Origin of the sequence: Paenibacillus sp. BT-177 (assembly GCF_025846815.2) — a bacterium.
In the GTDB taxonomy this organism is placed as follows: Bacteria; Bacillota; Bacilli; order Paenibacillales; family Paenibacillaceae; genus Paenibacillus; species Paenibacillus polymyxa_C.
In genome coordinates, this window is record NZ_JAOYTP010000001.1 from 472,734 (window position 1) to 496,033 (window position 23,300).

Annotated in this window: 21 protein-coding genes; 1 reads left to right on the plus strand and 20 read right to left on the minus strand. The window is 47.2% G+C overall.

Annotation, left to right across the window (positions count from 1 at the left end; genetic code table 11):
* Position 1 precedes the first annotated feature (1 nt).
* Together OIU26_RS02365 and OIU26_RS02370 are read right to left on the minus strand one after the other, a co-directional pair.
* The gene (locus OIU26_RS02365; protein ID WP_264215836.1) at positions 2-868 is read right to left on the minus strand and encodes a DegV family protein; all 867 of its coding nucleotides are present in this window, start codon (positions 866-868) and stop codon (positions 2-4) included.
* 48 nt (positions 869-916) lie between these two features.
* Positions 917-2,701, minus strand: a complete 1,785-nt coding sequence (locus tag OIU26_RS02370) for a DAK2 domain-containing protein (RefSeq protein WP_264215837.1) — start codon at positions 2,699-2,701, stop codon at positions 917-919.
* A gap of 498 nt (positions 2,702-3,199) precedes the next feature.
* On the opposite strand from OIU26_RS02370, the gene rpmB reads away from it, so the two are divergent.
* Positions 3,200-3,388 carry a 50S ribosomal protein L28 gene (gene rpmB, locus OIU26_RS02375; RefSeq protein ID WP_013310881.1) on the plus strand — a complete coding sequence of 63 codons (189 nt, stop codon included), beginning with the start codon at positions 3,200-3,202 and terminating at the stop codon, positions 3,386-3,388.
* A gap of 223 nt (positions 3,389-3,611) precedes the next feature.
* Here rpmB and spoVM read toward each other — a convergent pair whose 3' ends face one another.
* From spoVM to dapF, 18 genes are all read right to left on the minus strand, one after another.
* Positions 3,612-3,692: a stage V sporulation protein SpoVM gene (gene spoVM / locus OIU26_RS02380; protein WP_010345573.1), complete on the minus strand. Its 81-nt coding sequence runs from the start codon at positions 3,690-3,692 to the stop codon at positions 3,612-3,614.
* A 390-nt stretch (positions 3,693-4,082) separates the two neighbouring features.
* On the minus strand, positions 4,083-4,751 hold the full coding sequence (gene rpe, locus OIU26_RS02385) for a ribulose-phosphate 3-epimerase (protein ID WP_013371840.1): 669 nt from the start codon (positions 4,749-4,751) through the stop codon (positions 4,083-4,085).
* A gap of 4 nt (positions 4,752-4,755) precedes the next feature.
* Positions 4,756-5,673: a ribosome small subunit-dependent GTPase A gene (gene rsgA, locus OIU26_RS02390; protein ID WP_025674955.1), complete on the minus strand. Its 918-nt coding sequence runs from the start codon at positions 5,671-5,673 to the stop codon at positions 4,756-4,758.
* A 73-nt stretch (positions 5,674-5,746) separates the two neighbouring features.
* Positions 5,747-8,026 carry a Stk1 family PASTA domain-containing Ser/Thr kinase gene (gene pknB, locus OIU26_RS02395; protein WP_264215838.1) on the minus strand — a complete coding sequence of 760 codons (2,280 nt, stop codon included), beginning with the start codon at positions 8,024-8,026 and terminating at the stop codon, positions 5,747-5,749.
* Positions 8,023-8,799 (minus strand): Stp1/IreP family PP2C-type Ser/Thr phosphatase, encoded by a 777-nt coding sequence (locus tag OIU26_RS02400; protein WP_013371843.1) that lies wholly within the window; start codon positions 8,797-8,799, stop codon positions 8,023-8,025. The genes pknB and OIU26_RS02400 overlap by 4 nt, the downstream gene beginning before the upstream one ends.
* A gap of 6 nt (positions 8,800-8,805) precedes the next feature.
* Entirely contained in the window at positions 8,806-9,846 is a 1,041-nt protein-coding gene (gene rlmN / locus OIU26_RS02405; RefSeq protein WP_025675760.1) for a 23S rRNA (adenine(2503)-C(2))-methyltransferase RlmN, read from the minus strand.
* A gap of 186 nt (positions 9,847-10,032) precedes the next feature.
* Complete coding sequence (rsmB, locus tag OIU26_RS02410; RefSeq protein ID WP_165079660.1) at positions 10,033-11,448, minus strand: 16S rRNA (cytosine(967)-C(5))-methyltransferase RsmB; 1,416 nt, start codon at positions 11,446-11,448, stop codon at positions 10,033-10,035.
* Positions 11,445-12,404 carry a methionyl-tRNA formyltransferase gene (fmt, locus tag OIU26_RS02415; RefSeq protein WP_264215839.1) on the minus strand — a complete coding sequence of 320 codons (960 nt, stop codon included), beginning with the start codon at positions 12,402-12,404 and terminating at the stop codon, positions 11,445-11,447. Before fmt ends, rsmB begins: the two co-directional genes overlap by 4 nt.
* Before the next feature lie 6 nt (positions 12,405-12,410).
* Positions 12,411-12,908 (minus strand): peptide deformylase, encoded by a 498-nt coding sequence (gene def / locus OIU26_RS02420; protein WP_058710374.1) that lies wholly within the window; start codon positions 12,906-12,908, stop codon positions 12,411-12,413.
* A gap of 130 nt (positions 12,909-13,038) precedes the next feature.
* Positions 13,039-15,615, minus strand: a complete 2,577-nt coding sequence (priA, locus tag OIU26_RS02425) for a primosomal protein N' (protein ID WP_264215840.1) — start codon at positions 15,613-15,615, stop codon at positions 13,039-13,041.
* Positions 15,615-16,919, minus strand: a complete 1,305-nt coding sequence (gene coaBC, locus OIU26_RS02430; protein WP_264215841.1) for a bifunctional phosphopantothenoylcysteine decarboxylase/phosphopantothenate--cysteine ligase CoaBC — start codon at positions 16,917-16,919, stop codon at positions 15,615-15,617. The genes priA and coaBC overlap by 1 nt, the downstream gene beginning before the upstream one ends.
* Before the next feature lie 90 nt (positions 16,920-17,009).
* A complete protein-coding gene (gene rpoZ / locus OIU26_RS02435; protein ID WP_013371850.1) occupies positions 17,010-17,213 on the minus strand; it encodes a DNA-directed RNA polymerase subunit omega in 204 nt (67 codons plus the stop codon).
* Between the two features lie 120 nt (positions 17,214-17,333).
* Positions 17,334-17,906 carry a guanylate kinase gene (gene gmk, locus OIU26_RS02440; protein WP_013371851.1) on the minus strand — a complete coding sequence of 191 codons (573 nt, stop codon included), beginning with the start codon at positions 17,904-17,906 and terminating at the stop codon, positions 17,334-17,336.
* Between the two features lie 14 nt (positions 17,907-17,920).
* On the minus strand, positions 17,921-18,181 hold the full coding sequence (remA, locus tag OIU26_RS02445) for an extracellular matrix/biofilm regulator RemA (protein WP_005548256.1): 261 nt from the start codon (positions 18,179-18,181) through the stop codon (positions 17,921-17,923).
* A gap of 56 nt (positions 18,182-18,237) precedes the next feature.
* Positions 18,238-19,125 carry a YicC/YloC family endoribonuclease gene (locus OIU26_RS02450; RefSeq protein WP_058710377.1) on the minus strand — a complete coding sequence of 296 codons (888 nt, stop codon included), beginning with the start codon at positions 19,123-19,125 and terminating at the stop codon, positions 18,238-18,240.
* A 35-nt stretch (positions 19,126-19,160) separates the two neighbouring features.
* Positions 19,161-21,047: a bifunctional homocysteine S-methyltransferase/methylenetetrahydrofolate reductase gene (locus OIU26_RS02455; RefSeq protein WP_137078830.1), complete on the minus strand. Its 1,887-nt coding sequence runs from the start codon at positions 21,045-21,047 to the stop codon at positions 19,161-19,163.
* A gap of 156 nt (positions 21,048-21,203) precedes the next feature.
* Positions 21,204-22,229: a hypothetical protein gene (locus OIU26_RS02460; RefSeq protein ID WP_264215842.1), complete on the minus strand. Its 1,026-nt coding sequence runs from the start codon at positions 22,227-22,229 to the stop codon at positions 21,204-21,206.
* Positions 22,230-22,387: 158 nt separating this feature from the next.
* Positions 22,388-23,218 carry a diaminopimelate epimerase gene (gene dapF, locus OIU26_RS02465; protein ID WP_264215843.1) on the minus strand — a complete coding sequence of 277 codons (831 nt, stop codon included), beginning with the start codon at positions 23,216-23,218 and terminating at the stop codon, positions 22,388-22,390.
* Positions 23,219-23,300: the final 82 nt, after the last annotated feature.

Sequence of the window (23,300 nt, forward strand, 5' to 3'; positions counted from 1 at the left end):
ATTACCTCTCATCTCCGGCCGGCCATGCAAAAATACCAATCGTTCCTGGTCCCACATGAGTTCCGATCACAGCGCCAAGTTCAGTATATATTTGATCGCCCAGCTCAAAATGCTCTGCCAGCTGAGCCACGAACGCTTCTGCCGCCGAGCGATCTGCCGTATGACCCACAGCAATATTGATTTTTTGGCCTTTTAAATCCCGCTCCAGCAGTTCAATAATTCGTGCTGTCGCTTTTTTATTCCCTCTCGCCTTATCAGCCGAATAAATAATACCTTCTTTGTCAATCGAAAGAATTGGCTTAATGTTAAGCAACGTACCAACCATAGCCGCTGCCTTGCCAATACGTCCGCCTTTTTGCAAGTATTCCAGTGTATCCACCAGGAAATACAAACAACGGCGTTCCCCAAGACGTTCCACACCCTGAATAATTTCAGTCGGGGATTGCCCGGCAGCCGCCAGCTCTGCAGCATAAACCACGAGCATACCGTATCCGTACGAGGCCGACTTGGAATCCATAACGGTCACTCTATCTTCATGCTTCTCCAACATGGATTTGCCCAGCAGAGCGGACTGGTACGTTCCGCTCACACCGGAGGATAAATGGATGGAGATAATCTGGCTCTCGGGATATTGCTCCAACAACTCCGTATACGTCTCCAAAAAACGGGCTGGTGATGGCTGTGACGTTGTAGGCAGTTCATCAGCCCGTACCAGTTCGCTGTAAAACTGTGCAGCTGACATCTCAATACCATCCAGGTAAGCTGTGCTACCGAACATCACTGTCAATGGTACAATGACTATGCCGAGACGATCTGCTATTTCCTGTGGAATATCAGCCGTGCTATCCGTCAAAATGATAGTTTTCATCAGTCAGACCTCCTTTGTAGTGGACTACCATGGGCGTGCTAAAGCACATCAGGTTTCCACTGAGAACAGATAAGGATAAATCGGCTGACCACCTTCATGAACTTCCACTTCAACATCCGAATAATTTTCTTCAAGCCACGCAACAAGCTGATCTGTCTCTTCTTGTTTTGCATCCGAACCTGTAAGAATCGTAACTATTTCATCGCCATTCACCAGCATTTTCGCCAGCAAAAGACGGGATGTTGCCATTAATTGCTCCTCAGTCGCCACAATTTTAGAATCCTGAATACCAATGTAGTGGCCCGCTGTAATATGCAGATCATCAAGTGTCGTATCCCGTACCGCATAGGTCACTTGTCCAGACTTCACACGGGTAACTGCGTCCCGCATATTATCTTGATTTACCTCAAAGGCTTCTTCCTCTTGGTAAGCAAATGCTGCTGCAATGCCCTGAGGAATTGTTTTGCTCGGAATAACCGACACCAACCGTTCCACCTCTAGCAATTCACACGCTTGTTCAGCCGCCAAGATTATATTGGAATTATTCGGCAGAATAAAAATATGTTGAGCCGCAATCGAGCGAGCCGCATTAACGAAGTCCTCTGTGCTCGGATTCATTGTCTGACCACCCGAAAGGACAACATCAACACCCAAGCTTCTAAAAATATCAGCAATCCCTTCACCAGAAGCCACAGCTATAAAGCCAAAGGGTGCCAGCTCATGAGCTGGAGGCTCAGATGGCTCCTCCTCACGTGCAGGCTCTGTTGGTATTTCAGCAAACCACTCAGGCTCAGGAGCACCATCCATACCTGCAGACAGCAAATCACGATGCTGCTCGCGCATATTCAAAATTCGAATCTGTGTAATTTCCCCATAACGCAGCGCAAGATTCAAGACTTCACCTGGAGCCTTAGAATGCACATGAACCTTGATAACATCATCGTCCGAAATAACGATAATCGAATCACCATCTACTGACAACGCTTTCCGGAAAGCTTCCTCATCAAAATTTGTACCTTGCGCTTCGCCCAATTGTCGATTAATAAAAAACTCCATATCATACAAAAATTCAATATTCTCCGTTTCGAGCTTCGCCTGCGCAGAAATCGGCGCATCTGGGGACGGAGCAACAGGCGCAGAAGTAGGTCTCTCCGATACATAAGGAGCAAAAACCGGACGTACATTATCGCCTTTTGAAGTTGGAGATGTCACCAATCCGCTTCCAAGATGCTGCATAAACCCTTCATAAATATACACAAGCCCTTGTCCACCCGAGTCTACAACCCCTACTTGCTTCAGTACAGGGAGCATGTCCTGCGTCATGGCAAGCGTTTCCTTTGCTTTGGCAAGCACTTCTTCCATCAGTTCTGTGATGTCGTTCGTCCGGCGCGAGAAAAACACAGCATGTCTGGCCGCTTCCTTCGCCACGGTAAGAATTGTACCCTCCACCGGCTTAACCACCGCCTTGTAGGCCGCATCCACCCCGCTCTGCAATGCCGATGCGAACTGAAGGGTATTCAATTCCTCGTATGGGGCAGCGTAACGGCTGAAGCCACGGAACAACTGAGACAGGATAACCCCTGAATTGCCGCGGGCCCCCATCAGCAAGCCTTTGGATAAGATGCCGGACATGACACCGATGGAGGAAGAATCTCCCCTCTTCAATTCCGTTACGCCCGCGCTCATCGTCAGATTCATATTGGTTCCCGTATCACCATCTGGCACCGGGAATACATTTAGTGAATTGACATGCTCCGCATGCTGCTGTAATTGTTCCGCCCCGGCTAAAACCATCGCGGTAAAGTCTGTTCCATTCAAAGAACGATTACTCAAGAGAATTCCCCTTCCTAGCTTAATACAATTGTTTTACAATCCATCTTCACAACACTTGTTCAAGGTTTAATTGAATTATACTAAAGCCAGACGACGAATACGAATGTCACCCTTTCGTAAGCTTCCGTAACCATCCTCTGGTTTCTTTCCACAGCTCATATAATATGAAAAACCAGTCAACTACCCAACAAAAAATCATTGGCCGGAATAATGATTATGGTCCCGCCTCTGAACTGCCCGGCATGACTGGAATAAGAATTCACATTCCATTAAAAAACAAAATAGTCGCAGCAATAGCTATCCCATATTGTACTATAATGCGAAAGAGAAATAAATAAAGTTTTTGAATCAGTTGACGGAGCTTTTTTGACTATGATATTATATTTAAGTATTGTTTTGTTCAGGTTAGTGACTTATAAAGTCCGGCTGACCCAGTCGGCCTGAAGAGCGACCCATTCCATATGGAGTTTGGTTATTTTCAGAATAGGAGGTGGAATCATGTCTCGTAAATGTTCTGTAACAGGCAAAAAGCCTGGCAGCGGTAACCACGTATCTCACGCTAACAACCGTAATCGCCGTACTTGGGGCGTCAACGTACAAAAAGTTCGCATTCTCGTTAACGGTAAACCGAAACGCGTTTATGTCAGCACTCGTGCATTGAAAGCCGGTAAAGTGACTCGCGTGTAGTCGTAAAAAAATATCGTTATAAACAAAAGGCACCTCGTTTTAAACGGGTGCTTTTTTGATTATTCGAATAATATCCCACTGATTCAAGAGGACAAAATGTCAGGCACCTTCCCGCGCGTTTCTGTCGTTTACTGCCGAGCTATCAATCTGTTGTGCCCGGGAAGCGTGCCTCCTGTGTACCTTTAGCCTTCATCCTACATCCTGTGTTAACGTTACTTTGATTTCAGTTCTTCTGGAATGTATTCAAAATGGCTTTGACGAATCCACCCAGAAATTTTGGCAGCTTGATTGTGTAAAACTTCATGCCTCACCCTCCCCATCATCCTCCTGCATCCGTTCTCTGTAGTTTATGCAACCTGTCAAGGGTTGTTGCCCCACAAAAAAAGGCTACATGAGAATCCCGCTCATGTAACCATATTTATGCACAACCATCCCAGGCTATACCATCAGACAAGTCCATGAACATAGAGATATGCTGAGAGTATAAAAATAAACAAGATATAATAAAGCACACTACATACCACAAAACCGATGCGCAAACCACGCCGTTCATTTTTACGAAAATAAAACAGGACAATAAGAACAGCCAAAAGTGAAAGAATGGCATTCCAAGGTGTCTTCACTAGCGAGAAACAACTGAGGGTCAAACCGGTCATCATACTCGCTAAGGTCATCCACAGTGCTTCAGTTAGCTTCACTTGGACAAATGAGCGACACTATCCCGAATAGCAGTAATAGCCGCTGCACGGTCCGCTCTGCCGTATACTGCACTACCTGCCACTAATACGTCAGCACCTGCTTCAAATACGGCTGGTGCCGTCTCTTCCGCAATACCTCCATCCACCTCGATATGTACGTCTGGACGACCCAATTCGTTCAACCAAGCACGGATTTGTCTGATTTTATTCAACGTCTCTGGAATGAAGGACTGGCCTCCAAAACCAGGGTTAACCGTCATTACAAGAATCATATCCACATTGGGCAGCACTTCCTTGATCGCGTATGGTGATGTCCCCGGATTGAGAGCCACTCCCGCCAGAGCGCCTTGCTGCTTGATCAAGTGAATGACACCATGCAAATGAACACAGGCCTCCGCATGAACCGTGATGATATTGGCTCCTGCCTTTACGAAATCACCGATATAACGTTCAGGCTGCTCAATCATCAGATGAACGTCCAGTGGGAGAGTTGTATGCGGCCGAATAGCCTGAACGATAGGGGGGCCCAGTGTAATATTGGATACAAAATGACCATCCATAACATCAACATGAATCCAGTCTGCCCCCGCTGCTTGGACTTCCGCGACTTCACTGCCCAAACGAGCAAAATCAGCGGATAAAATCGACGGTGCTATTTTTAACATATGCTCAATACCTCCGCTTTTTTTCTTTTAATTCCTGATAAAATTGCAGATAGCTATCATATCGTCCCTGTGAAATATGCCCCTCTTCCAAAGCCTCTCTTACTTTACAGCCAGGTTCGTGAATATGCGTACAACCTCGAAATTTGCATCCCTCTGCATATTGTTGGAATTCTCGAAAACAAGGCGATAACTCATCCACACCCAGCTCCAAAAAATCCAGTTGGCTAAACCCTGGTGTATCTGCTACAAACCCACCGTTGTCTAATGGAATCAGCTCCACATGACGAGTCGTATGTCTTCCTCGTCCCAGCTTATTGCTGATGGCGCTCGTCTCCAGCGTTAACCCGGGCTCCAAAGCATTTAGCATGGAGGACTTTCCTACACCTGACTGACCGGAAAACACGCTGATTTGGCCGGCCAACAGCTTCTTGAGCTCAGCCGTCCCCTCTCCGGTACGGGCGCTGGTTACCAGCACCTCGTAACCGATCTTCCGGTACATTTCCTGAACCTTCAGCACCGTATCATCCTCTGAAGGGCTGCCTTCATACAAATCGCGCTTGGTCAGACAGATAATCGTATCCAGCCCGGCGTGCTCAATATGGACTAAAAATTTGTCCAGTAAAGGCAGGTTTAAATCCGGCTCACGCAGGGAAAACAGCAACACAGCCAGCGTGGTATTAGCCACAGGAGGGCGAATTAGCTCCGTCGTACGCTTTCTAATCTCCTTGACCATACCTTCCCCGTTTTCAGTCAGTTCGTAAACGACCCGATCACCGACAAGGGGCGTAATCTCTTTTTTCTTGAAAAGGCCACGTGCTCTGCATTGTACCGTAGCTTCGCCGGATACCGGACGCCCATCCTGATCCAGGCTGGAGACATAATAATATCCGCTAAGCGCCTTGACGATCAGACCTTCAGGCATGTGTAAGATGTCCTCCTTCATAATGTTCAAGTTTCATTGTGTGGAACAGGTTAAGCTTCTTTCTCTAGTAAGTTTACTGATGCTGCACAGCCTCGATCACTTTGTCCTTCTTTTTGTAGGAACCGTGACCAGGGTTGTTCTTTTTGCTAACCGCTAACTCACTGCGCGTAACTCCTGCGGAATCGGTTCCTGGGGCAAAAGCAGAAGGGTCACCATCACCTTCTGTTCCCTCCTGGTTGTTAGAGTCGCCTCCACCATTACCGTTATCATTAGAAGATTCCCCGCTGTTTCCTTCCTCACCGTTTCCATTTCCATTCTGCGAGGAAGTACCACCAGATGAATCAGTCGGTGATGTTCCTGCAGGTGGAGCAATTTGAGGCATCGTCACCGTTCCATTTTTTGCATCAATATAAGAAACAGGATACGTGTCAACAAAAGCACCATCTCTAAATACGGAGACGACACTGTCTTTGTTAGGGGCCATCAGCAGGTTGATCGTAAACGTCTGTGTCGTATTAATCGTACGGCTGCCCCACTCCTGATTTTCTCCACGTGCATCTGTATAAGTGATACGAATTTTGCTGTTCTTGCCCTCTTCTTTCGGCACCACAGGTACATTAAACGGTAATGTAATTGCTTCTGGCGGATAACCCGTACTTACATAAAACGTAATTTCCGTATTTGGAGGCAAATCACTGCCCGCCTCAGACGGCCATTGTTTGGTTACTTTTCCTTTATCCTGCTCATAGCTAAATTCCTCTTTAATAGAGCCTACCTTCAGCCCCGCCTTTTTGACCTCATTTTCCGCCTGGTTCTGCGTCATTCCTACCAGATTCGGCATTTTAACAGTGGCAGCGCCTTTGCTGACTGTGAGCACTACCTGAACCGAATCCTTATCAAATGGCTCATTTGCAGCGGGTGTCTGACTAAGGACGGTTCCTTCAGCCTGATCACTGAACTGCTCATTTTGCTGAATCTGCGTTTCCTTAATTTGCTGGGCGGTCAGTAGCTTGACAGCATTCTCGTAGCTTTGCCCTTTGACATCTGGCATCGGGGTGAGCGGCTTGGCAATTCCGACTTTCAGACTAATCTCCGTTCCTTCCTTGACTAAAGAGCCTTCAGGGTAGCTTTGATAAAAAACAACTCCTGGTGCAATCCCCTCTTTATATTCATGCTGGATTGGATCGTCAATGACTAGTCCTGCTTTACTTAGAGTGACCTTCGCTTGGTCTTCTGTTTGTGTCAGTACACTTGGTACTTTCACCTCAGGCACGACAAGCACACTTTGCACATAGTACACCACGCCGCCCATGCACAAAAGCAGCACCAACACTAGTGTTACCCAGAAGATCGTTTTTTTTCTATTTTTCTTGGACGATTGCTTACTCGGAAGCTGTTCAGACTCACGAGGTTGGACAGGCACATCGTCACCACTGGAAGACACACCTAGTTGTTGAGGCTTAATAGCTGGGATAACCCGCGTTTGGTCCTCATCATCCAAATGTGTAAACTCCAGCTTAGATTCATTGCGCCGCCCCGGTAGCAGACAGGTTTCCAAATCTCTTAGCATTTCGTCTGCCGATTGATAACGTTCCTCCGGATTTTTGCGCATCGATTTTAAAATGACATTTTCTACACTTTGCGGAATCAACGGGTTAATTTTACGCGGTTCCTCAAATTCCTCTTGCAAATGCTTGAGTGCCACACTAATTGGGCTTTCTCCCAGAAAAGGAAGCTGTGCCGTTAGCATTTGATATAAGACAATACCTAAAGAATATAAGTCCGATTTTTCGCCGGTAATGACACCCTTTGCATGCTCAGGTGAAAAATAATGAACAGAACCCACAACAGAACCTGTCTGGGTAATTGTCGTTGACGTAACAGCTCGAGCAATCCCAAAATCGGTTACCTTAACCCGTCCATTACGTCCAATTAAAATATTATGAGGCTTAATGTCTCGGTGAATAATCTGATTTTGGTGGGCATGTTCCAGCGCATCACAAATCTGGGAAGCAATCCGCACTGCTTCATCCACTTGTAATGGCGCACGTTCTTTAATAATCTCATTCAAATTTTTGCCTTCAACGCATTCCATTACAATATAATGGATTTCATCCTCTTGGCCGACATCATAAATACTGACCACGTTCGAATGAGAAAGTGAGGCTGCTGACTGTGCCTCGCGCCGAAACCGGCGAATAAATTCCTCATCATGAACAAATTGCTGACGCAACACTTTAACCGCGACATTGCGATTCAGCAAAATGTCTTGAGCCTTATACACCAGCGCCATACCGCCGCCACCGATGCGCTCAATAATTTCGTATCTTCCCCCAAGCAGGTGCCCGATCATGCTTCACACCCCTTTTCACTCAATGAAACCGTGTTGTCGGGCAATTCAAACAAAGCTACAGTAATGTTATCGTCTCCACCGGCAAGCAACGCCAGGTGTAGCAGACGATCCGCACGTTCCTCCAAAGGATTTTCTGCGGCACCTACTACCTTACGGATCTGTTCTTCTGTTACCAAATTGCTTAATCCGTCACTGCATAGTAATAGCACATCGCCTTTTTCTAGCGTAATGGTGTCAATGTCCACCTTCACCTCGGAATCAGTTCCCAATGCCCGTGTCAGCACATTGCGACGGGGATGGTTCTCCCGCTCTTCCTTACTGATCTGACCGTTTTTGAACAACTCATTAACCAAAGTATGGTCTTCTGTAAGCTGACGTACCGTTCCTTTGGATATGACATAGGCGCGACTGTCACCGATATGTCCGATAATTCCAGATGCATCGTTGAGCAAAACGGCAACAACCGTCGTTCCCATATTATGATACTGGTCATCGCGCGCAGCCGTTTGGAAGATGACTTCATTGGCATGCAAAATAGCGTCGCTGAGCGCCGCCGTCAAAGAATGTGCGGATAACCCGCTCTCCAGCGTCGCCAAATCAGCGGCAAGTGTCTCTACCGCAAGGCGGCTGGCCGTATCACCGGCCAGATGCCCCCCCATACCATCGGCAACAATTCCAAGAATATAGCCTTGTTCCAAGTGCCTGATCCAGGCAGAATCCTCATTTACCGAACGCACACGTCCGACATGGCTGACATGAACTGTTTTGATCAAATGGTTTCACCCCAACTCCATATGCTTTGCACGCAACTGACCGCAAGCAGCGGCAATATCGTGACCCTGTTCACGCCGGATCGTCACATTGACGCCTTTTTCGGCAAGAATACGTTGAAAATTAAAAATATCACTGCGCGATGTGCGCACATACTTGCGCTCAGGCACATGGTTGACTGGAATCAAATTGACGTGACACAGCATGTCCTTCAACACATCCGCAAGCTCTTCAGCATGTTCTGCCTGGTCGTTCACTCCACCGATCAAGGCATATTCGAATGAAATTCTCCGCCCCGTCTTAGCAAGATAATAACGAAGAGAATCCATAACATCCTTAAAAGGATACCGCCGATTTACAGGCATTAGCTTCGAACGCAGCGCATCATTAGGCGCATGAATGGATATTGCCAGATTAATTTGTGTATCCTCGTCAGCAAATTTATAAATATTGGGCACAATGCCGCTGGTTGAGACCGTAATATGACGTTGACCAATATTCAGGCCTTTTTCATGAATCATTGTACGTAAAAACGTCATTGTCGCTTCATAGTTCTCAAAAGGCTCACCCGAGCCCATAATTACGATACTGCTCACTCGTTCATTCGTTTTATCCAGAATTTTCTGAGCCTGCACCACCTGTGCAGTAATTTCGCCAGCCGTCAGGTTTCTTTTGAGACCCCCAAGCGTCGAAGCACAAAAAGTACAGCCAATCCGGCAACCTACTTGAGTCGTTACACAAATACTGTTTCCGTAATTGTGTCTCATGATAACCGTCTCAATAGCATGGTCATCATGTAAACCAAACAGAAATTTAACAGTACCATCTTTCGATTCCAACTTTGTAATTTCGTGAAGCGTCACAAAACTGAATTGCTCCTCCAGCTTTTCTCTCAGCGCCTTGGACAAATTGGTCATCTCGCTGAAATTATTGACCCGCTTTACATACAGCCAGTCAAAAATTTGTCCTCCCCGAAAGGCAGGCTCACCATTATTTTTGGCCCAGTCCTGAAGCTCTTCCAGTGTTAAATCATATATAAAAGGTTTCATCAATATTTGCACCCGTTCCTTCTTCATTAAGTTCTGTTTAATCGCAGACAGTGTTTTTCATTCTTCCTATTTTAGCACAAATCCCTGAGGGGGTAAAAATTTTTCATCTTCATGCAAAAAACCGCCGGAAGTGTCCGGCGGATTGTGGAAATACTGGTGGGCAGCTACCTGGAATTCTCTTCCGATCTACTTTACCCGGCGCAGACGCGCGATATAAAATCCGTCACTGTGAAAATGCTGCGGTAACAGCTGTACTGAGCCTTTCTGTATACCATCCATTTCGTGATTCACGTCTGGAAAAGAATGATCCTTTGCCAACTCATACTCTGGATGTTCGCTTAAAAACCGAGCCAATTGTCCTTCATTTTCATCAGGCTCAATCGTGCAAGTGCTGTATACCAGAATACCACCCGGCTTCAACAGTCCGGCCACACTATCCAGCAACTCGTGCTGCAGTTGAGTAATATCGCGAACATCCTCCGCAGTTTTGCTCCAACGCAGATCAGGTTTACGGCGAATTACCCCAAAACCGGAGCATGGTGCATCCAGCAAAATACGGTCAAAAGAAGCCGGAGCATATCGTTCCTTTAAGTCCAACGCATCACCGGTAACCGTCTCAACAGCATCCAGACCAAGCCGATTCGCTTGCTCACGGATTAATTGATGCTTATGGGCATGCAGATCATTCGCAACGATCCGGCCGCGATCCTTCATCAGCTCAGCCATATGAGCTGTTTTGCCGCCTGGAGCTGCGCAGCAATCCAGCACTGTCATGCCAGGCTCAGGAGCGACCGCTTCGGCAACAAGCATGGAGCTTTCATCCTGTACAGACAACAATCCGTCCGTATACCACGAGGTAAGCGCCATATTTCCGCCGCTACGAACAACAATCCCATAGGGGCTAACGGGCGAAGGAACGGCATCAATCCCTTTTGCAACCATCTCGTCCAGCAGCTGATCACGACTGGTCATCGTCGTATTCACTCGTACACTGACCGCAGGGGGCTCGTTATTAGCCTTGCAGATAGCCTCAGCTGTATCGGCACCGTATTGCTTGATCCAGCGCTTAACTAGCCACTGTGGATGGGAATGTTCTAGAGAAATCCGTTCCTCTGCTGACAAATCGTCAGGAATGCGCAGCTTGTCCGGCTCACGCAGCATGCTGCGAAGTACGCCATTGACCATACCGGAAATTCCCTGATGCCCGCGCCGTTTGGCAATGGTCACTGCTTCACTAACAACTGCATGATCCGGAACTCGATCCAGATACACCAGCTGATACACGCTCATCCGCAGCAATGAACGTACCCAAGGCTGAAGCTTGGCCGTTCCTTTTTGAACAAATTTATTCAAAAAATAATCCAGTGTATTTCGGCGTGCCACTGTACCGTATACAAGTTCCGTCGTCAAACCAACGTCACTTGCAGATAAACCTGCCTGCTGAAGCCGGCGATTGAGCTCAAGATTGCTATACGCGCCCTCTTGCTCCACACCGGTCAGCACATCAAGTGCAACTTCCCGCGCCGTCTGTTTGCGAGTCTTGCCTGATCTGGTCCCCACTCCCTTGCGTTGGTCTCCCTGACGGGAGTGTCCCCCGCTCATCCGAGCACCGTGCCGGGCTTCATCTGTCCACCGCGCGCAAAGGTTCCGGCTTCCATAACCTTCTTGCCTGCCGGTTGAACCTGGGTCAGCCAGAGGGTTCCTTTACCTGTCTGCACCTCAATGCCACGAGCGGTTAATTGAAGAACCGTGCCGGGTGCTGGAGCATTTGAGCCACTCGCTTCATTATTTATGGAAGGCTGCTCCGCAGCCCATATTTTAAAAACATTGTTCTCCCAAAGTGTAAACGCGCCAGAAAAAGGAACCAGACCGCGAATCCGGTTGTATATTTGCTGCGCATTATCACTCCATGTAACGCGCTCATCATCACGGTTCAGGTTAGGGGCATAGGTCGCCTCGTCCTCATTTTGCGGTATACGGTCTGATTGCCCTGCCAGCAACTTGGGCAGCTCGTCCTGCAAAAGTCTCGCTCCGGCTACGCTTAGCTTCTCAAAAATTGTGCCCGACGTATCCTCCGGCTCTATAGCCACCTCAACCCGCGATATCATATCGCCGGTGTCCAGCCCTTCCGCCATATACATTAGCGTTACACCCGTCACTGTTTCACCGTTAATAATCGCACGCTGGATCGGTGCACCTCCCCGATATCGGGGAAGTAACGAACCATGCACATTCAGACAGCCGAAACGAGGCAAGTCTAATACGGACTTAGGCAAAATTTGACCGTAAGCTGCGGTGACGATCAGGTCGGGACGCAACTCTGCCACCTGAGCCACTGCTTCCGGCTGCCGCAGGCGGGTCGGTTGCAGCACAGGTAATCCGCGCTTTTCAGCCGCTTCCTTGACTGGTGTAGGCGTCAATATTTTTTTCCGTCCCTGTGGTTTATCTGGCTGAGTAATTACGCCGACCACGTTATATCCGTTGTCCAGCAACATATTCAGCGATGGGACTGCAAATTCAGGTGTACCCATAAAGATAATACGAATGTCTTGACTCATCGAACCTCACTCCCCTGCCTGACGGTTCGGTCCTGGCTGTTCCAGAGCAACCTCATATACTTTTTCTGCAATATCCGTGAACAATACTCCATTTAGATGATCAATTTCGTGCTGAAAAGCACGAGAAAGCAATCCTGTCGCTGTAACGGTAATAGCCTTGCCCTCGCGATCCAGTCCCTTGACTGTAACCTTCTCGGCACGACGTACATCTCCGTTCAATCCTGGAATACTCAGGCAGCCTTCAGGTCCCAATTGTTCTCCTTCTTCGGCCACAATTTCTGGATTGATCATTTTAATCAAGCCATGCTCGTCTCCAGCATCTACAACGATGAGTCGCTTCAAAATACCTACTTGTGGAGCAGCAAGACCTACTCCTTCTGCTTCATACATCGTATCAGCCATATCGTCCAGCAGCTTTTGCACATTAGGCGTAATTTTTGTAACTTCCTTTGCTACTTTATGCAATACGTCATCCGGCTCCAACACTATAATTCTAATTGACATGACAACAGAACACCTTCCTCTTTCCTTCATTTAGGCTTTACTGTATTCATCACAAAAGCGACTGCTACATTATCCTATGTACGGACGGCTTGTCCGCATTAATTGTACTAATAACTTTAGTGTTAACACTCTACATAAGCATTTGCGGATCAACATCCAAACTAATCAGCAACTTTTGTGCCTGTGCAGATTCAGCCATTTCATCAGCCACTTGCTGAGCCAAACCAATCGCGTCGATATTTCCACGCCATTTTATCATACATTGAAATCGGTATCTATTCTTGATTCTCGAAATGGGTGAAGCTACTGGCCCCAAAATATCCAGCACATCCGATGTAAGCCGGTCCATATTCCCGAACCAGCCCCGTTGTCTGGCTCGTCCTTGTAGTGTCGCTGAATAATTTTCAGCCAGTCGGACCAGCACCGGGAGCTGTTCATGAGAAAAGGTCACTAAGATTAGTCGGCAATATGGCGGGTAGTGCAGATTGCGACGATGTTTCAACTCTTCTCTCACAAAAGATGCATAATCATGACGACTTGCGTGAACCACCGAATAATGCTCTGGAGTGTAGGATTGTACGAATACTTCCCCCGGCAATTGATGCCTTCCAGCACGCCCGGCTACTTGTGTTAACAGCTGAAATGTCTTTTCCGCAGCCCGAAAATCCGGTAAATTAAGAGCGGAATCCGCAGTAATGACACCTACCAGCGTTACATCGGGAAAGTCCAGCCCTTTGGCTACCATTTGAGTACCCAGCAGTACGTCTGCTTTTTTATCACGAAATTGCTTGAGCAGCTTTTCATGAGCGTTTTTTTCAGTTGTGGTATCGACATCCATTCGGACAACACGTATGCCGGGGAATAGCTTAGCCAACTCTTCTTCCACTCGCTGCGTACCTGTACCGAAGTAACGAATATGCTCACTACCGCACTCCGGGCAAGTCTGAGGTACAGGCTCAGAATAGCCGCAATAATGACAACGTAAATTGTTCGACCGCTGATGATAGGTAAGCGAAATATCACAATCCGGACATCCTGCCACATAGCCGCAGCTCCGGCACATGACGAACGTGGAGTGACCACGCCGGTTCAACAGCAATACCGTCTGCTCCTTACGCTCTAATCGCTCTGCGATTCCATTATGCAACGCACGGCTGAACATGGAGCGGTTGCCGGCCCGTAGCTCCTCACGCATGTCCATGATATGGACTTCGGGTAACGTGTTCCCTAATGCGCGGGTCGGCATTTCAAGCAGCAACGGCGCGAATTCGTCGTTGCTTTGGGAGCGGGCAGCATAATAGCTTTCCAATGATGGTGTAGCTGAACCGAGAATAACGACAGCCCCATGCTGATGGGCTCTGCGAATGGCGACATCACGCGCATGGTATTTAGGTGTCTCTTCCTGCTTATAGGACGTTTCGTGCTCCTCATCCATAATAATAAGACCTAACTCACGAAAAGGCGCAAATACTGCCGAGCGAGCACCAATCGCCACTTTCACACGGCCTTCGCGTATTTTGCGCCACTCATCGTACCGTTCTCCCCCCGACAACCTACTGTGCATCACTGCGACCTGGTCGCCAAAACGACCTTTGAAACGTTCGACCATTTGTGGGGTTAATGATATTTCAGGTACGAGCACAATGGCCTGGCGATTCTGCTCGATACAGCGCTGAATAGTCTGCAGATAGATTTCCGTCTTACCGCTCCCTGTAACTCCATGCAGCAAATAAGCTCCTTGCTCACGCATGTCCAGCTGACGAACAATCCGTTCATACACTAACTGCTGCTCTCCCGTAAGCGGGAGAGGATCTGTAGGCTTGAAGTGTCTGCCCCGATAGGGATCGCGAAAGACTTCAACGTCTTCCTGTAACACATAGCCCTTATCTTCCAGTGCCTTAACCGTGGCAGCCGATACACCTAGCGAGGTCATTACTTCCTTCAGCGGCAGAGGCAGAAACTCGCTACGTTCCAGCAAGAAAGCAAGTACCTCCCGCTGACGCTGCGCCTTGGCAGAAAATTGCTCCAGTGCCATGGATGCCTCATCTATGCTGATAGCCAAATCAACAGCTTTCATCGTCTTTTTGCCAAGCTTGTCTTTAATAACCTGACTTTCCTGAAGCACTCCGCGGCGTAACAGCGATTTAATAACCTCCGCCTCCTCGGGGAAGCGTCTACTGAGTTGCTGCAACGGGACTTGCTCCTTATTCTGAATGAAGCTGACAATCTGACGCTCCGCCGGATCACTCATACCGTCGTCAGCCAGAAGGGCCCATTCGATCTCATCCTCCTGATTAGACAGCATAGACCGCTGTGGATTCGTAGACTCATGCTGTTTGGCAATTGAGATATAACGTTCCGCCTTGCCCTTAAGCGCGGTAGGAATCATCACTTGCAGTGCCATAATCTGATTACAAGCATAACGTTCGCTCATCCATTTGCCCAATTCAACCAAATCGGGAGATAAGGGCGGTACCAGATCTAACAACTCCTGAATCGCCCTCATCCTGTATTTCGGCGACTCCTCAGCTGGAACTACCGAGATAACAAAAGCCTGCACCGTCCGTTTGCCAAAAGGCACAGCTACCCGACTACCTGGCTCAATCCAAGGTTTCATGGAATCCGGTATCAGGTAATCAAAGGTACGATTTGTATCCTTGGCAGGTACATCGACAATAACCTTGGCAACTAAATTGCCTGTTTCCATTAATGCAACACCCCACCCATGCGTCCCGCGGCTAGAGTAAGCAATTTACGCGCAACTTCTTCCTTTGACTGTACAGGGATCTGCTCTACCATCCCGCTTCGGTCATATATTTGAACAGCATTTGTATCAACACCAAAACCTGCACCATCCACAGTTACATCGTTTGCCGCAAGCAAATCACAGTTTTTACGTTCTAATTTATCTATTGCATACGTCTCCAAATTTCCCGTTTCTGCTGCAAAGCCAATTAAAAATTGATGTTTCTTGCTGCGTCCGAGTGATTCCAAAATATCAACGTTCTTCACTAACTCTAATGTAAATACACTATCTTTTTTCTTGATCTTAGTCTGTGCCACCTCACGTGGTCGATAATCTGCCACAGCAGCAGCCATAACGACCATGTCACTCGTTTCCCATTGTTTTAGCACAGCCTGGTACATATCTTCAGCTGACTGGACTCTTTCAAGCGAAATACCTGAAGGCGGCTCCGCGCTGGTATTGGCAGCAATCAAATGTACCTCCGCCCCCATCTCTTGAGCCACTTTCGCAATAGCAAAGCCCATTTTACCGGATGAATCATTCGTAATATAACGGACAGGATCAATTCGCTCAATCGTGCCTCCAGCCGTGACAATGACTTTTTTTCCTGAAAGCGCTAGTTCATTCTTATTTACAAGTGGCTCAGTTACTTGATTCTCTGTAGATTCTTCTCCAAACCACCGTGATTCAGATTTGATTGCGGCTTCAGGTTCCAGAGCCTGCTGATCAAAAAAGCGCTCAATCGTTTGCACAATAGTTTCTGGCTCTTCCAAACGTCCTTTGCCAACGTAACCGCAAGCCAGTAATCCTTCCCCAGGCTCAATCATCTTCACACCACGTGTTACCAGTGTCTCCATATTTTGCATGACTGCCGGATGAGTGTACATATGTACGTTCATCGCAGGGGCCACCATAATAGGTGCTGTCGTAGCCAGTAACGTTGTCGATAACATATCATCAGCAAGACCATGCGCCATTTTTCCGATGATATTCGCCGTTGCAGGAGCAACTAGCACCAAATCAGCCGCATCCGCCAGATGAATATGAGATACGATGGACGGCTCTCTTTCATCAAATGTATCACTGTACACCGGATTGCGAGAGAGTGACTGCAGTGTAAGTTCGGTAATAAACTCCTTGGCAGAAGCCGTCATAATCACATGAACATCGGCTCCCTTTTGCGTCAACTTACTGCAGAGCGCAGCCCCTTTATAAGCAGCAATTCCACCGGTTATACCAAGAATAATAACTTTCCCCTTCAACATCGTTAACTCCCCCTGACCGAAAAAAATAACAACCTTGCGGTTGTCAAAGGAATTGGCATTGCGCCTGGTTATAATGATTGTCTATAATTCTTATTCTTCTTCGCCGCTTTCAAGCAAAAGATGATCTGCATAGATCTCTTCCAGAGCTACTCCAACCTGTTTGTGAGATTTAGGACTCTTCAAGCTCGTCTTCTCACCCTCACGCAACTGTCTAGCACGGCGTGATGCCGCTACAACCAGCGAATATTTACTATCTACCTTTTTCATCATTTCATCAATGGAAGGATACAGCACGAATAGACACCTCTTCATGTAGTTTTAAGCTGTATAAGCTGAACTCCAGTGTACACCTTCAAGCTCAGCTTATACAGTATTATTTCTCTTTTGGTACGCTTGGCATATGTAAAGCCTCGATTAAGGTCGAACCTTACAATGTTCGGCGATAATAATGGATTCTATTCGTTTACAAGCGAAATCAATCTCATCATTGACAACCGCATAATCATAGTGACGTAACAGGTTCATCTCGTCCACAGCTACCGACATACGGTGATCAATGGTTGCTTGAGTTTCTGTGCCACGTCCCCGAATTCTATCCTTCAATTCATCCAGTGAAGGCGGAAGCAAGAAAATGAATATGCCTTCCGGGAATTTTTCTTTAACCTTTAGCGCGCCCTGAACTTCAATTTCCAGAAAGATATCTTTACCCTGCGCAAGCGTCTGGTCTACAAAATCACGTGGAGTGCCATAGTAGTTACCTACATACTCTGCGTACTCCAGCAATTCATCTCGTTCAATCATGCCTAAAAATTCTTCACGCGTTTTGAAAAAATAGGTCACTCCATCCTGCTCGCCCGAACGAGGTGTTCGAGTTGTAGCAGAAACGGAATACGTTATCTCAGGTAGCTTTTCGCGCAATGCATTGCCTACCGTCCCTTTACCGACCCCCGAAGGTCCGGATATTACAAATAATAATCCCTTAGCCATAGTACACTCCATTTTTATTCGTCATTGTCATCATCTTTAGTGGATAGGCGATGAGCGACCGTCTCCGGCTGCACCGCAGACAGGATTACATGATCACTGTCTGTAATAATAACAGCCCGTGTCCGGCGGCCATAGGTAGCATCAATTAACATATGACGGTCCCTGGCTTCCTGTATAATCCGCTTGATCGGAGCAGACTCCGGACTGACGATGGAGATTATTCGGTTGGCCGACACGATATTGCCAAAGCCAATATTGATCAATTTGATTGCCATATTCAGGTCTTTCCCCCTATACATGTGACTATTGCAGCCGTGCCGCTACCAGGTAGCTACTCAATATTTGCAGCCTGCTCACGAATTTTTTCGAGCTCTGCTTTCATCTCAACGACCAAATTAACTAATGTGAGATGATTAGCCTTAGAGCCGATCGTGTTGACTTCCCTGTTCATTTCCTGGATTAAAAAATCTAATTTGCGACCGGCCGGCTCGTCCGACAGCAGCAACCTTTTGCACTGTCCAAAATGACTTTGAAGCCGGGTAAGCTCCTCATCAATATTGCTGCGATCCGCGAATAACGCAATCTCCATTCCGAACTTATGTTCATCAAGCGTAAATGAACCGTCCTGAAGCTCTTTAAGCCTGTGCTTCAGCCTGTTACGGTAGTCGCTCACAACATGAGGAGCCAACACCGTCATTTCATGATGAAAGGATTCCAGACGTAAGATACGAGATTCCACATCTTGTGCCAAATGCCCGCCTTCTCGCCTTCTCATCTCCAGCAATCCTTGCAAAGCTTCGTTCAAAGCTCGCTGTAAATGCTCTTCCCAGTCCTCTTCGTCTCCATTGCAAGCCTCTCCAGGCTCACCCAGAACATCAGGCAAAGCAAGGATATCACTTATACCTAACGTTCCTTTCACGCCATAACGATCCGCCAGCTGCTCCGCTGCACGCAGGTAAGCCTGCACGACAGTGTCATTCAACCGTGCGGCGGGTATCTGTTCTTCATCACGTTCCCTGTGGATGAAAACATCGATACGACCGCGTTTAATTTGCTGTTGAACCGTTCTTCTCAAGCCATCTTCATATCGAGTCCATTCACGTGGAATTCTCATCATCACTTCGCAATAGCGGTGATTGACCGATTTCAATTCCAAGCGCACTTTATACCCCTCATGATGAAGGATGGCTTGACCGTATCCGGTCATACTCAATGACATCGGCATCACATCCATTATACTATTGTAATTGATTATTATAGTCGAAACAAGGGGGCCTGTGCTCGGCCTGATTTTTGCCACACATATGAAGTCAGCTCAGCTGTCATTTCATAGAACATGAAAGGAGTCATGAAATAGATCCCATTAAAATGTTCCATGGCCGTATCAAGCAGCTCCTTGGCAATAGACACGCCCATAGCTCGTCCTTCCGGGCCTTCCAGCCCCGACATGCGTGCACGCACCTCATCGGATAGCTGAATGCCTGGGACTTCATTGTGCAAGTATTCTGCATTGCGGCCACTAGCCAGCGGCATAATACCGATAAAAATCGGTATCTCCAAATGCCGTGTCTGTTCTGCGATGGCTGTAATCAGCTCGGGATCGTAAACAGGCTGGGTCATAATATAATCGGCCCCGGAGGCAATTTTCTTTTCCAACCGCTGTACGGCTTTCCCCAAATGCTTAACATTTGGATTAAAAGCAGCTCCCACCACAAAATTAGCTTTCTGCTTGAGTGGCTTACCAGAAAATGCGACACCATCATTTAGTTGCTTGATCATGCGTATGATTTCAAACGATGTCATATCATACACCGAACTGGCGCCTGGTAAATCACCGAACCGCGCTGGATCTCCAGTAACCGCCAGTACATGGTCAATACCCAGTGCGTCAAAACCCATCATGTGGGATTGCGTACCAATCAGATTACGGTCACGACATGCGATATGAATTAATGGACGCAAGCCTGTTTCAATACTAACCAGATGCCCAAGCGCCATATTGCTCATACGAGTGACTGCAAGCGAATTGTCAGCAAGTGTAAGTGCATCGGCTCCGGCTTTCTTCAAGGCATGCGCACCTTGCATAAACCGGGTAATGTCGAGATCTCGCGGAGGGTCCAGCTCTACAATGACCGTATGCCGTTCCTTAACCAGATCCACAATGTTGGGTTCGCTGGTATGTCTGCCATTTCCTCGTCCCCCTTCATCTGCTGTCTGCTCCACCACATGAATGACTTCCGTCGAAAAGGTTTCTTTTGGAGCCAACGGGGGTGGTTTCAAATTGTTTAAAGCTTTGGAAATAGCAGCAATATGGTCTGGTGTCGTTCCGCAGCAACCACCAATCAACCTCGTACCGAGATCTACAAAGGACGTGGCACATTCTCCGAAATATTCAGGTGATGCACCGTATACATAGTGACCGTCCACATAATCTGCCAATCCCGCATTCGGATATACAGACAGTGGTACAGACAAGGGACCGTCCAGTTGCTCCATTACACTCATAATTCCCTGCGGACCGGAGTGACAGTTAAACCCGAGGATGTCAGCTCCTTCACTACGCAGTGTTGAAAAGGCTTGTGCCACTAAAAACCCATCTTGGGTACGACCAACTTGGTCAACCGCAAATTGACAAATTACCGGAATGTCACTGTATTTACGTACACTGTGAAGCGCAATGCGCATTTCGTCTAGTGAATAAAACGTTTCGCATAAAATGCCGTCAACCCCTTCGGACAGAAGAGCATCAATCTGCTGTTCGTAGTTTCTTGACAGCTCTAGCTTGGATATGCTGAGGCGTTTGCCTCCGCATATGGAACCGACCGCACCTACTACATAATGTTCGGGTCCAGCCGCAGCCCTGGCAATCCTCACACCAGCACGATTGATTTCTTCTACCTTAGATTCCAATCCAAAGCGGGCTAATTTATAATCATTTGCAGAGAATGTATTCGTCTCCAGCAATCGTGCTCCTGCATTTAAATACTGACCATGCACGTCTGATATGACGCCAGGCGAAGTAATGTTCAGTTCTTCGTAAGACGTATTTACTGGAAATCCTAGCTGGGACAAAAAAGTCCCCATAGCGCCGTCTCCGACAATAATTTCACGATTCAGCACAGTACGCAAATCCGGTTTCATGTCCTCTGCTCCACCCCGCTCTTTATTTTCATACTAATGTAACATAAAGAGACTACAAACATAAGCCAAAAACAAAAAAAGCCGCCTCACGTCCCGACAATATGATATCAGGAGTGAAGCAACTTGATTGATCATTTTCTATTTCCCACTACATTTTCATTGCATTTTCCCATCAGAAGAATGGAGAGAAAACTCGTAAAAAGTCCCTTTTTTATTTACTTTAGCCACAATAGAATCCGTCCCCTTTTGCTGCTTGGAGAACGTATATTGATTTCCTTGAACTTTCACTTTATAGCCGGACACATTGATATTAAACAACAACTGAACCTTAGGCTTGACCAACTTCAATGCTTCGGCGGCAGTATATTTTGGACTTGCAAAAGATTTTTTGAAATCTGCGTCATCATCCCAGTCCATCCCAGGGGTGGACACAGTCAGTACTTTGCCCGTTACCGCACCAATTTTGACCTCATTCGCCTCGCTTGCATCCTCGAACGACCAATAAGAAAGCCCCTTTTTCTCATCCTTGTACCGTGAGACATGCTGCACTGTGATTCGCTGTCCACTCACTCGCTTAAATGTGTTCATTGCACGGTTCAGTAACACAGGATCCACCTGCTTCAGTGCATAGTCCGCATTGACAGTAATAGCATTACCTTGATCCACATCTACATACAATGAGGAGGCTTTTTCTCCTGCACCCCAGAATACCCAGTAATTTGAAGGCTTGTTGGTCTGATAAGGGGATTTGACCCGCCAGAATGCTTCAAATTGCAAGGGACGCTTGCTGTCAAACGCTTTGGCACTGTTTAATACTTTTGCCTTGAGTGGCGCGTTCATCGCCTTTCCCAAACTACTTATTTTATATCGTATGGTTGTAGAATCTACTCTGTTTTTCTCTTTATTATATTCTGTCTGTAACGTAGCTGTTCCATCTTCCAATTCACCCTCGACAATCCAGGTTTTCCCCATATCCGTTACATCGTCAAATTGAAATGCAGTTTTTGAACCGATAAGTTCTTGCACTGCTTTTTCTAAACGGCTTACGACTGTCGGAGTTAGCGAACCAACCTGCTTGTCCGTCGTTTCTGTGGCAGCAGGAATAGCCGCCGCTTGAACCGGAAGCGCGGTGGCTATAAGAATGAGGATTGCAATTGCTGATACCCAACGAAATTTCCGCACTATGAACGGCCTCCTTATCGTTTTCTCATTTTCTATATTATACATCGTTCAGGCGTCAAAAAAAGACAGAATATCGCTCTGTTCACCATTTTCCCAGTAAACAGCGGCATAAAAGGGCAAAAAAAGAAGACCTGCTAAGGTCTTCTTCACCCTCACTTCTATATACGACCTTCGAACACAATCTCAGCCGGCCCTGTCATATAAATGTGATTATCATCCTCGCTCCATTCGATATCCAGATCGCCGCCCTTTAGGCTTACCATGGCGCGGCGGTCGCTGTATCCATTTAGTACAGAAGCAACAAGCGTAGCACAGGCTCCGGTTCCACAGGCTAGCGTAGGTCCAGCTCCCCTCTCCCATACCCTCATATCTATATGCTTCCGACTTCGTACCGTGGCGAATTCAACATTTGTTTTTTTAGGGAACAATGGATGACACTCCAGCTTCGGCCCCCAGGCCTCCAGATCAAAGCTAGGCGCATCCTCAACATAAATGACACAGTGCGGATTTCCCATAGATACAGCCGTAAAGCGAAAACCACTTCCTCCAGCTTCAATGGGCTCATCAATTACGTTAGTCAGATCGAGTGTAGTTGGAATTTTCAACCCTTCCAGAATTGGCTCTCCCATATCTACCTTCACCATTCGTACAGTTCCGTTTTCAACAGTCAGTTCAACCTGCTGCACACCTGCACCCAGCGTCTCGATCGTAATCTGTTCACGGTTGATATGCTTACGGTCATACACGTATTTGGCAGCACAACGAATAGCGTTACCGCATTGCTCGGCCTCCGAGCCGTCCGAGTTAATGATACGCATGCGAAAATCTGCCTTGTCAGACGGCAATATATATACCAATCCATCGGCGCCAATACCAAAATGTCGATCACATAGCCGAACAGCTAATTCCGAGGCGTCAGACGGCAATTCCTGATGCCCGTACCAAACGATAAAATCATTACCCAGACCATTCATTTTAGTGAATTCCATAGCTTCCCCCCGCCGTTGCTGCTGATCTCATGCTCCTCTTGAAGCTTTGATCCCATAATATCATACAGGGCAAAAGCGGGAA